This is a genomic window from Variovorax sp. P4_D9, assembly GCF_056401695.1.
In genome coordinates this window covers 1-10,120 of sequence record NZ_JBFUIU010000313.1, presented here as the reverse complement: position 1 = coordinate 10,120, position 10,120 = coordinate 1, and the positions used below count along the sequence as shown (strand labels likewise).

Genomic DNA, 10,120 nt, shown 5'->3' with positions numbered 1-10,120 from the left:
TTGGAACCCAAGGCCGGGATAGCGGGAAATTCCACTCCAGTGCGCACGCCACGAGGGAATCCCTGCGTCCTCTCGGCGTGATAGATCGTAGTGCCACCACTGGTGACAGAAAGACTAACCTTGCCGTTTGGTATGTCGATCTGAGGCAGCAACTGATAGTAGATCGCAACAGTCTCTGAATCCTCAAAGGATGAAGGCATCCAGAAGATGTCTACAAGTCGAATGCCTTGTGCCTCAAATGTTAGAAAGGCAATCGCAGCGGCTAATGCTCTCGAGCCAGATCTAGACATAGTGCAGTTCCTCTCAGTGCGCCACACGAACCGGCGGTTCGACATCGCCATCACTGAAACAATTGACTTCCACCAAAGACCAGCATGAGCACGGTTTCGAGCCAAGTCAATGCCAAGAACGCTGCCCGAGAAATCCGCGTCCAGCGCTATCCACTTGCGCGCCCCGCTGGCGAGGGTTAGACGAAAATGAAAGCGCCGGTTTCGTAGAGGCTCCCGATTTCTTCGGTACGCGCTGCGACGCCCATCGCCATGTCGAGCGCCTGCATGCCGTCAATGCGGCCCGTGGCGCGGCTTTTGTCGAGCTTGCGAGCGCCGGTCGGGTCTTTCGTGACCACAGCATTGGCGGCGCACATCGCGAGCACCGGATGCATGCCATGGGCCAAGCGGCCGTTGAGTAGCTCGGCCTCCAGCGCGTCGAGCGCCGGTGCCATGTCCTTGTAGCCTTGGCCCCATTCGACCAGCGGCAGTTCGGCGCCGAGCTTGTCCAGTTCTTTCTGCAGCAACGCGATGCGCCAGCGGTCATAGGCCAAGGCGCCTGCACGTCCAGGCCGGCGAGGATCGCAAGCATGTCTTGCGCGACGTGCTCATAGTCCACCGTGGCGCCGGGCGTGGTGTGCAGCAGGCCCTGGCGCGCCCACACGTCATAGGGTGCGCGGTCGCGCTTGGCGCGGTCGATCAAACCCTGCTCGGGCGTCCACAAGTGCGGCAGGACATGCCACGCATCGCCCGCTTTCCCGACGATCACGAGCGCGGTCAGGTCGGTGCGTGCGGAGAGGTCTAAGCCACAGTACACCGGCCCGTCGAAGGGCAGCACCGGGCCGCCGCATGCCTTCCACACGTCCGGCGAGATGAAGGGCGATTCGGTCGAAACACGCTGATTCAGCAGCAGGTTGCGCGCGGTGTTCTCCATGCTCGGCATACGCTGCGCCTGCACAGCGCCTTCCATCCGTCCTACTGCGCGACCAAGGGCGCCGTGCTCGCCTTCACGCGTTCGGTCGCGATCGAAGTCGCCGGTGCCAACATCTTCGTCAATGCCATCGCTGCGGGCGGCATCCTGACCCCGCCGATGGAGAATTACCTCGCGACAACATCCGAGGAAACCCGAAACGGCCTGCATCAACTGATTCCGCTCGGACGCCTGGGCAAGCCGAAGGAGTACGCCTCGCTGGCGGTCTACCTCGCGTCGGACGAGCACTACATGGTCGGGCAGACGCTCAGCCCGAACGGCGGCATGGTCCTTTAGCATTCCTGCCCGTGCAACGAGAACTTCCACTTGTCACACGAGATTGTCTGCCGCAGCCTCTTCACTCAAGTCGTTGACGGCAGCACCGATCGTCGGAAAGAAGGCCTTTTCGACGCGAGGACCCAGCCAGGAAGGCATGCGGAGGCGGGAAGGCGAGCTGGCGAACATGCCGTGGTTTTGGGTCATGGGAACAATGCAACCCACTGCGTCGATCGCGGATGCGGTCCGGCAGTTTGCTCGTTGCGCGGAGATGATGGGGGCAGGGATCTCCCCGTTGCTCAGTTCTGCGATGGGTTTCGTGCAGAGCGAAGCGTTGCCGCAACCGGACCGATTCCGGCCCGCATGCATGACTCCTCGAGCTCCGCAATCAAGCGATCAATTTGACCAAGGAAGGCGGCCCTATTCAGTGGCGGCGCTTGAATACAGAGACCCCATGCGAGATCGGCTACCTGCTTTTCACCCGCGCACCGGGCCCACGGACGAACCTCGCAATAGCAAAGGGCTGCCAGTTGCGCCAGATCAGCTTGCTTGCGGGCGTGGGCGATCTCCGCCCCAAGATCTTCGAGGCGCAATCGCATGGTGGGGGTGAGGGCGGTTGCGTTCATGCTGCAGTGCAACATTGCCATCGAGGGGTGGCACCGTCAAGCTCGAGATTAGAGTACCCACCTTATTTGGGGCCGGCGCAGGTCGTCGATGTGGGTGGCGCTATTTCCATGGTAGATCACGGGCGCGTTTGCCGCCCGGATGGCCGGCCGCTACCGTGCCATGGACTGCAGCAGCAAGATCTCTAGAAATGCCTCGACAAGCTGATGCTTGGCGTCCTTCAGGTGAACCGCGAAAACGTTCGCGGTCGTCTTGAGCCCCCTGAGGGGAAGGAACCGTACGTCTCTTCGGTTGTTGTCCGCCACCGACTTGCCGACCAGCGCAAAGCCCAGCCCGGCGGCCACCAGGCAAAGCGCCGTATGGATCTCCTTGGCTTCGTAGGCCACGCGCGGGTCGACGCCGGCCTGCTCCAGCGCCTGGATGGTGTGCCTCGCAAAGCTGCTGTTGGGATCTTTGGGGTAGCTTATGAAGGACATCTCGCCAAGATCCTTCGGGTTCAGCATCTTTCGGCGAGCCAGCGGGCTCACCGATGGCAGCGCCACCAGCAGCGGATCCGTGAATAGCGGCACGCACTTCAGGTCGTCTTCGATGCTGAAGGGACCGATGGTGCGGGCCAGGCCGACGTGGATCAATCCGCTGCGCAACGCTTCGCCCTGGTGTTCCGTGAGGATCTCGGTCAGGTCGATTCGCACTTTTGGGGCGTTGGCACTCATGCTGCACACGGCATTCGGTAGCACAGAGAAGATGGTCGAGCGGGTGAAGCCAATGCTCAGCCATCCCGACCGGCCCAGCGCCAGGTCCTTGGCTTCGGCGACCATGCGCTGCGAGTCGGACAGCAGCAGCTTCGCCTTTGGATAAAGAAACCGCCCTAGCGGCGTGAGCTTCATCGGGCGCGTGGAGCGGTCGAACAGCTTGCCTCCAAGCAGGTTCTCCATCTGGGCGATCTGCGTGCTCACTGCCGCGGGCACGACGTGCAGCCTGGTTGCGGCAAGGGTCGCGCTTTGGGCGTCGACGACCTCGCAAAAGTAGCGCATTGATTTCAAGTTCATAAATATTGATCTTAGGCGCCAAAAAACGTTGGTTGTGTAACGACTTCCATTAATTGAGCATCGGGCTTGTTGATTCCCAACCTAGGAGATGGACATGACTTCCGCTTTGAACGAGCCACGATGGCTCTCAGAAAGCAGATCGTTGTCGACCGCAGAGGTCTCCGACGCGCTCGACTTCTTCAATTTGCCCGGCAGCGCTTTGGGCATCCGATCGGTCGCAGGGCCGGCCAAGCTTTTCGGCGAAGCCTTCACGGTCCGCTTCGCTGCGATCGACCGGTTTCAACCAGGCACTGTGGGAGATTTCATCGATCGTCTTGTGCCCGGCAGCGTCGTGGTATTGGACAACGGAGGCAGGCTCGACTGCACCGTCTGGGGTGGCATCCTGAGCCAACTGGCCGCGCAGAAACGCATCGGTGGCACCGTGGTCAACGGCGTGTGCCGCGACACGGCAGAGGCCGACGAGGCGGGTTACGCGCTTTACGCCTGCGGCAAGTTCATGCGTACCGGCAAGGACCGCGTCCAGGTCGAGGGGTATGAGCAACCGGTGATGCTGGGCGATGTGCGGGTGTGCCAGGGCGACCTCGTGATCGGCGACGCCGACGGGGTCGTGGTGGTGCCTCGTCTGCGCATGCAGGAAGTGCTGACCAAGGCACTGGAAACGCGCATTGTCGAGGCGCAAATCCTGGAAGCTGCGCTGGGTGGCATGCCATTGGTCGAGGCCCGGAAAAAGTATGGCTATCACACGCTGCAGCGGTCGGCGACGACGCTCGCGGCCTGAGCAGCAGCACCCACGCGAATCGTCAAACAAACCGGAGACAACCATATGAACAGAACTTTCAAGCACTTCCGCGCAGCCGCATCGGGCCTGGCGATGGCCGCCGTCGCTTGCGGGGCCCTGGCGCAAGCCGACTATCCCTGCAAGGTCGTGAAAATCGTCTCGCCCTATCCGCCGGGTGGCACGACAGACATCCTTGCGCGCCTGGTCGCGCCCGGCCTGGCAAAAGAACTCGGCGCCACGGTCATCGTGGACAACAAGGGCGGCGCCAGCAGCAATATCGGCACCGAGTTCGTCTCAGGCGCTGCGCCCGACGGTTGCACGCTGCTGCTGGGCAACAACACCGGGATCGTCATCAACCGCAACCTCTACAAGTTGCGTCTCGACCCGGTGAAATCGCTCGCGCCAATCGTCGAGGTCGCCTCCGTGCCATTGGTGCTCTACGTGAATGCCGCCGAATCCGCGAAAACGGTCGACCAGCTCAGTTCGGCAATCAAGGCTGCGCCGGGCAAATACAGCTTCGCCTCGGGTGGCAGCGGCAGCCCGCAACACCTGATGGGAGAAATGCTCAAGCTCGAATTGAAGCTGGACATGACCCACATTCCCTACCGTGGGCAGGGTCCAGCGCTGCAGGACGTGATTGCAGGACAAGTGCCTGTAGCGTTCGAGACGACCACGGCGATCGCATCGCAGCTGAGCGGCGGCGGGCGCATCCGGGCGCTGGCGACGACCGGCAGCGCGCGCTCGAAGAACCTCCCCGACGTCCCCACGATGAAGGAACTCGGCTATGGCAACTTCGTGGTGGAGAACTGGTATGGGATCTTCGCGCCCGCCAAGACGCCGCCTGCGCTGACCGAGCGCTTGAATCGCGATCTCGTCAAGGTGCTCAAGAGCCCCGAGGTGTCGAAGAGCCTTGCCGACATGGGATCGCGCGACGTCGCCGGCACTTCCGAGCAGTTCAACCAGTTCATCGCCAAGGAGCTTCCTTACTGGGAATCGCTCGTGAAGCGCTCGGGCGCGAAGGTCGACTGAACGTCCCTCAACTCGGCGCCTGTTCGCCGCTGCGACATGCGCATCGGACGAGCGGGTCCATCTTTTCCTTCTCTGGAGATTCGCTTGGCTACATCCGAACAAGTCACCCAACTGCGCGACCTCGGCGCAGCGACCGTCTACGAGGCGCAAGGCGCCAAGGGCGCGCTCGACCAGGGCATGAAGCCCATCGATCCGACAGTGCGTCTCGCCGGCCCCGCGTACACGGTGGACTGCCGACCGGCGGACAACCTGATGCTGCACTACGCGGTGCAGAAGGCGAAGCCGGGCGACGTGCTCGTCGTCGATGCCAAGGGTTTCATGGAGGCAGGCCCCTGGGGCGACGTGCTCACGATCCAGGCAAGGAAGCTCGGCATCGCCGGGCTCGTGATCAACGGGTGCGTGCGTGACGCCAACCTCATCATCGACCTCGGCTTTCCGGTGTTTTGYCGCGGGCTGTCGATCAAGGGCACGGGCAAGAACCAGCCGGGCAAGGTCAATGTGCCGGTCACCATCGGCGACGTGCTGATTCACCCCGGCGACATCATCGTTGGCGATCGTGACGGGCTGGCAGTGGTGCCGCGCGACGAAGTGGAATCGGCGATCGCCAGCAGCCTCGCGCGGGAAGACAAGGAAGCCATGCAGCGCAAGGCCATCGAGGAGGGCGCGACCACGGCGGATCTGCTCGGGCTCACGGACAGGCTGCGCAGCCTCGGCCTGGAGTGATCGTATCGATTCGTTCCGGCAGACCGGCTGTATGTCAGGGCACCTTGTCGAACCGCCGCATTTTTTGGAGGCATCACGCGCTGCGCGAGTTCCGCATCCGCGTGGTGGCGTCGAACCTGCAGTTCTTTGAGATCGTTAGTCGTCCAGACGCCGACTTTCTTCTACGGCTTGCGGCTGCGGGACGAAGTCGCGCTCGAGATCGACCCCTGGCAAGACGCTGCTGGTGAGCCTGCAGAGCATCCACGACGACGAGGCCGCCTGCGCGGCCAAGGTGCAGTTCGAACTCAACGGCCAGTCGCGCACCGTCATCACGGCTCGCGCCGGGGCGTTGAGCGCGGCGATGCAGCTCGAGATCGCCGAACCCGGCAATCCGCTCCATGTGGGGGCGCCGATGCCTGGCGCCATCGTGACGTTGGCCGTCACGGCCGGCCAGACCGTTCATGCGGGCAGCACGCTGCTGTCGCTGGACGCCATGAAGATGGAATCGCACATCGGCGCTGAACGGGAGGGCGTCATCGAACGTGTGCTGGTCAAGCCCGGTGACCGGGTTCAGGCCAAGGACTTGCTGATCGTCTGGATGTCGTGAGCCCTGCGTTGTCGCCCCAGCGGGCGTCCCGGGCGCGAACGTCGACTATCGACATTGCTGGAGTTTCAGCCTGCGGGGCGCAGATGCTCCACCATCATTTGCGCGGCGGTAGAGAGCGGCCGCTCGGCGCTGTAGCCCAGCACCAGCTGCCGATGAGCCCATGCGTCGGTCAATCGCACCGCCTTCAGCCCGCGCGCGCTGAGAAATTGCTGGCACGCAGCCAGCGGAAGCACACCCACCCCCAGCTTGGCGGCGATCATCTGGCACATCGCGTCGAAGCTGCGCACCTGCACGCGCAGTCGCAGTGGGCGCCCCGCGTCAGCGGCAGCGCGGGAAGTGAGTTCGAGCAAGGAACTGCCCCGGTTCAATCCGACGAAATCGTGTTCCAGGCACTCTGYGAAGGCGATCTTTCTGAGCTTTCCGAGTGGATGTGATCGGGAGCAGAGCAGGACCAATTCGTCGCTGCGAAACGGTGCGAGCGTGAGGCCCGTTGCCGGCGTTCCTTCGGCAAACACGCCGAGGTCCGCCAGGCCGTCGAGCAGCGCGCGGACGATGTCGCCGCTCAATTGCTCCTCGATGTCCACGCGAATGCCTGGCTGAAGCGCCATGAAGTTCGACAGGACGGGAGGAAGGAACTCGGTCAGCGCGGACATGTTGGCCCAGAGCCGCACGTGGCCGCGGTATCCCTCGGAATAGTCCGTCAGCTCCGAGCTGAACAGCTCGAAGCCCTGAAACAGACGCATCGCATGCTGGGCCGCAGCGTGACCTGCGGGCGTGACCGTTACGCCTTGCACGCTTCGCTCCAGCAGTTGCACGCCCACGGTCGCCTCGAAGTCGCTCAAGCGCCGGCTTGCCGCCGACAACGCAAGATGGCATTGCGCGGCGCCCTTGGTGATGCTGCCGCTTTGTACCACGGCGCAGAACAGCCGCAGCGTCACGAAATCGACTCGCGCCGGATTGATGACGTTCTTCACAGTGTCAGGGTTTCCATGAGCTTCGCGAAATGCGAAGGATACATGCCGAGAAGGCAATTCCTCCCCGGCGCTTTCCAACTTTAGATTCACGGCTCTGCAGCTTGGAAAGAGATGGAGACATGAAAGCGCTACAAGGCCTCAAGGTCCTCGAACTGGGACAATTGATCGCCGGCCCGTTCGCCGGCAAGACACTCGCCGAGTTCGGGGCGGACGTCATCAAGGTCGAACCTGCCGGCGTCGGCGATCCGCTGCGCAAGTGGCGGCTGCTGCGTGACGGCACGTCGGTGTGGTGGGAGGTCCAGTCGCGCAACAAGCGCTCGGTGTGCCTGGACCTGCGCACGCCCGAAGGACAGGAGGCCGTCAGGGCCCTTGCGCTCGAGGCGGACGTCCTGATCGAAAACTTCAAGCCCGGAACCCTGGAAGGCTGGGGCCTCGGATGGGATCAGCTTCACGCGCTGAATCCCGGCCTCATCATGCTGCGCATCTCGGGGTACGGACAGACGGGACCCTACCGGGACAAGCCCGGATTCGGCGTCCTGGGGGAGGCGATGGGCGGCTTGCGTCATCTCACCGGCGAGCCGGGCCGCGTGCCCGTACGCGTGGGCGTGTCGATCGGCGACACGCTGGCGGCCCTGCATGGCGTGATCGGCGTTCTTACCGCATTGCACCATCGCACGGCGCATGGCGGGGAGGGGCAGTTCATCGACGTCGCACTGTACGAGTCGGTGTTCAATGTCATGGAAAGCCTGGTGCCCGAATACGACGCCTTTGACGCGGTGCGCGAGCGGGCGGGCAGCGCGTTGYCCGGCATTGCGCCGACCAATGCGTACTGTTGCAACGACGCCCAGTACGTGCTGGTGGCCGGCAACGGCGACAGCATCTTCCGCCGCCTCATGCGCGCCATCGGCCGCGAAGACCTCGAGACGGATGCGGACCTTGCTCACAACGACGGCCGCGTGCGTCGCGTCGAGGAGATCGACGCGGCCATCGAGGCGTGGACGAGACGACGCAGTCGCGAAGACGTCCTGGCCGTGCTCGATGGCGTCGGTGTGCCGGTGGGGCGCATCTATTCCGTGGCCGACATCGCCGCGGACCCGCAGTACCTTGCCCGCGAAATGATCGTCGAGTCGCTGACCTCCGACGGGCGCACGCTGAAGGTGCCGGGCGTGGTCCCCAAGCTCAGTGCGACGCCTGGCAGCATCGCCCATGCCGCGCCACGACTCGGGCAACACACCGAGGATCTTCAACGGGGCGGCTGGCCCGCCCGTTCGGCCTGAATTCAAGGAGAAGCTTTCGATGAAGGACGGAAACAACCAACGGCTGTTCATCAACGAGGTCGCCACGCGGGACGGCTTCCAGATGGAGTCGCACTTCATACCCACCGACGACAAGGTGGCGCTCATCGACCGGCTGAGCACCCTGGGCTACGTCAAGATCGAAGTGACATCATTCACGTCGCCCAAGGCCATACCGGCGCTGCGCGATGGCGAGGAAGTCATGGGCCGCATCGCGCGCCGATCCGGCGTGGTCTACACCGCACTCGTGCCCAACCTGCGCGGCGCAGAACGCGCCCTCGACGTGGGGATCGACGAGTTCAACGTCGTCATGTCGACCAGCGAAACGCACAACCTGAGCAACCTGCGGATGACGCGCGAGCAGTCGTTCGCACAGCTTGTCGAAGTCATCGCATTGGCACGGCAGGCGAAGGTGCCCGTTAACGTGTCGCTCTCGTGCGTCTTCGGCTGCCCGATGGAAGGGGAGGTTCCGCAGGACACCGTGCTCGGATGGATCGACCGGTTCGCGGAACTCAACGTCAAGGGCATCACGCTGTGCGACACCACGGGCATGGCATACCCCACGCAGGTGCAGGAACTCTGCCGCGCGGCCATGGAACGCCAACCCGGACTGGAGTTCACGGCGCACTTCCACAACACCCGCGCGATGGGGCTGGTCAACAGCGTGGCGGCGGCCGAATCCGGCATCCGGCGTTTCGACATGTCGCTCGGCGGCATCGGTGGATGTCCCTATGCGCCTGGCGCCACCGGCAACGTGGCAACTGAGGATGTCGTCCACATGCTGCAGTGCATGGGCTACGACACCGGCATGGACCTGGAGGGCTTGATCGGCGCCACGGCGCAACTGGAACAGCTGGTGCTGCACGACCTGCCGAGCCAGCTGCCCCGCGCCGGCCATCGGCTGACGCGCCACCAACCGCCGTCCGACTTCGCCGAGATCGTTGTCCGCGCGGCGGCGAAGGACAGCGCGAAGCACAACACCAAGGAGAAGCTGGCGTGATAGACCATTTGGACCACCTGGTGCTCACCACCACGGACGAGCAGGCCTGCGTCGCCTTCTACGTCGACGGGCTCGGCATGTCGCTCGAGGCTTTCGGCGATGGACGCAAGGCGTTCCGCTTCGGCAACCAGAAGATCAACCTGCACATCAAGGGCAAGGAGTTCGAGCCGAAGGCCCACACCCCCGTGCCCGGGGCGCTGGACCTATGCTTCATCGCCAGCAAGCCGCTGGACGAGGTGATTGCCGAGCTGAAGCTGAAGGGACTGAGGATCGTGGAGGGACCGGTGATGCGCACGGGTGCCGTCGCGCGCATCCGTTCCGTGTACCTGCGGGATCCGGACCTCAATCTCATCGAGATCTCCGAGGTGGTGGCATGAAGGTCGTGTTCCTCGACGCTGCGACCTTGCCGCAGGACCTCCGGTTCGACCCCAACCTGGATGTCGACTACCGCCCCTTCGCATCGAGCGCGCCAGACCAGGTGGCCGAACGCATCGAAGACGCCACGGTGGTCATCACCAACAAGGTTCGGCTTGACGGCCCGCTGCTTCGG

General features: G+C 63.6%; 13 protein-coding genes and 1 pseudogene. 8 read left to right on the top strand and 6 right to left on the bottom strand.

What is annotated here, in order from left to right:
- The 3 genes and pseudogenes from AC1DY5_RS28505 to AC1DY5_RS28495 form a co-directional block, all read right to left on the bottom strand.
- Window positions 1–290: hypothetical protein (locus AC1DY5_RS28505; protein ID WP_478116851.1), on the bottom strand; the 290-nt coding region annotated here is incomplete at its 3' end.
- Window positions 291–466: 176 nt separating this feature from the next.
- Window positions 467–820, bottom strand: coding sequence for a terminase TerL endonuclease subunit (locus AC1DY5_RS28500; RefSeq protein WP_478116849.1), 354 nt, complete (start codon window positions 818–820; stop codon window positions 467–469).
- Between the two features lie 65 nt (window positions 821–885).
- Window positions 886–1,200 (bottom strand): annotated as a pseudogene (locus AC1DY5_RS28495) (terminase large subunit); the annotation flags it as partial.
- Between AC1DY5_RS28495 and AC1DY5_RS28490 the strand changes: the two are divergent.
- Window positions 1,165–1,533, top strand: coding sequence for an SDR family oxidoreductase (locus tag AC1DY5_RS28490; RefSeq protein ID WP_478116853.1), 369 nt, complete (start codon window positions 1,165–1,167; stop codon window positions 1,531–1,533). The pseudogene AC1DY5_RS28495 and the gene AC1DY5_RS28490 overlap by 36 nt on opposite strands.
- Before the next feature lie 278 nt (window positions 1,534–1,811).
- Here the strand turns inward: AC1DY5_RS28490 and AC1DY5_RS28485 are convergent, their stop codons facing one another.
- Window positions 1,812–2,138: a hypothetical protein gene (locus AC1DY5_RS28485; RefSeq protein WP_478116847.1), complete on the bottom strand. Its 327-nt coding sequence runs from the start codon at window positions 2,136–2,138 to the stop codon at window positions 1,812–1,814.
- Between the two features lie 150 nt (window positions 2,139–2,288).
- Window positions 2,289–3,185, bottom strand: a complete 897-nt coding sequence (locus AC1DY5_RS28480) for a LysR family transcriptional regulator (protein ID WP_478116845.1) — start codon at window positions 3,183–3,185, stop codon at window positions 2,289–2,291.
- A 94-nt stretch (window positions 3,186–3,279) separates the two neighbouring features.
- Here AC1DY5_RS28480 and AC1DY5_RS28475 point away from each other — a divergent pair, with 94 nt between their 5' ends.
- From AC1DY5_RS28475 to AC1DY5_RS28460, 4 genes are all read left to right on the top strand, one after another.
- Window positions 3,280–3,963: an RraA family protein gene (locus tag AC1DY5_RS28475; protein ID WP_478116843.1), complete on the top strand. Its 684-nt coding sequence runs from the start codon at window positions 3,280–3,282 to the stop codon at window positions 3,961–3,963.
- A 45-nt stretch (window positions 3,964–4,008) separates the two neighbouring features.
- Window positions 4,009–4,992 carry a Bug family tripartite tricarboxylate transporter substrate binding protein gene (locus AC1DY5_RS28470; protein WP_478116841.1) on the top strand — a complete coding sequence of 328 codons (984 nt, stop codon included), beginning with the start codon at window positions 4,009–4,011 and terminating at the stop codon, window positions 4,990–4,992.
- A gap of 84 nt (window positions 4,993–5,076) precedes the next feature.
- Window positions 5,077–5,715, top strand: a complete 639-nt coding sequence (locus AC1DY5_RS28465; protein ID WP_478116839.1) for a 4-carboxy-4-hydroxy-2-oxoadipate aldolase/oxaloacetate decarboxylase — start codon at window positions 5,077–5,079, stop codon at window positions 5,713–5,715.
- 223 nt (window positions 5,716–5,938) lie between these two features.
- The gene (locus tag AC1DY5_RS28460) at window positions 5,939–6,301 is read left to right on the top strand and encodes a biotin/lipoyl-containing protein (protein ID WP_478116837.1); all 363 of its coding nucleotides are present in this window, start codon (window positions 5,939–5,941) and stop codon (window positions 6,299–6,301) included.
- Window positions 6,302–6,366: 65 nt separating this feature from the next.
- Here AC1DY5_RS28460 and AC1DY5_RS28455 read toward each other — a convergent pair whose 3' ends face one another.
- Window positions 6,367–7,239, bottom strand: coding sequence for a LysR family transcriptional regulator (locus AC1DY5_RS28455; RefSeq protein WP_478116835.1), 873 nt, complete (start codon window positions 7,237–7,239; stop codon window positions 6,367–6,369).
- A 155-nt stretch (window positions 7,240–7,394) separates the two neighbouring features.
- On the opposite strand from AC1DY5_RS28455, the gene AC1DY5_RS28450 reads away from it, so the two are divergent.
- From AC1DY5_RS28450 to AC1DY5_RS28440, 3 genes are read left to right on the top strand one after another with little or no spacing between them, the layout of a single operon-like run.
- Window positions 7,395–8,552, top strand: coding sequence for a CaiB/BaiF CoA transferase family protein (locus AC1DY5_RS28450; RefSeq protein ID WP_478116833.1), 1,158 nt, complete (start codon window positions 7,395–7,397; stop codon window positions 8,550–8,552).
- A 19-nt stretch (window positions 8,553–8,571) separates the two neighbouring features.
- Window positions 8,572–9,570, top strand: coding sequence for a hydroxymethylglutaryl-CoA lyase (locus AC1DY5_RS28445; protein ID WP_478116831.1), 999 nt, complete (start codon window positions 8,572–8,574; stop codon window positions 9,568–9,570).
- Window positions 9,567–9,947 carry a VOC family protein gene (locus AC1DY5_RS28440; RefSeq protein WP_478116829.1) on the top strand — a complete coding sequence of 127 codons (381 nt, stop codon included), beginning with the start codon at window positions 9,567–9,569 and terminating at the stop codon, window positions 9,945–9,947. Before AC1DY5_RS28445 ends, AC1DY5_RS28440 begins: the two co-directional genes overlap by 4 nt.
- The last annotated feature ends 173 nt before the right edge of the window (window positions 9,948–10,120 follow it).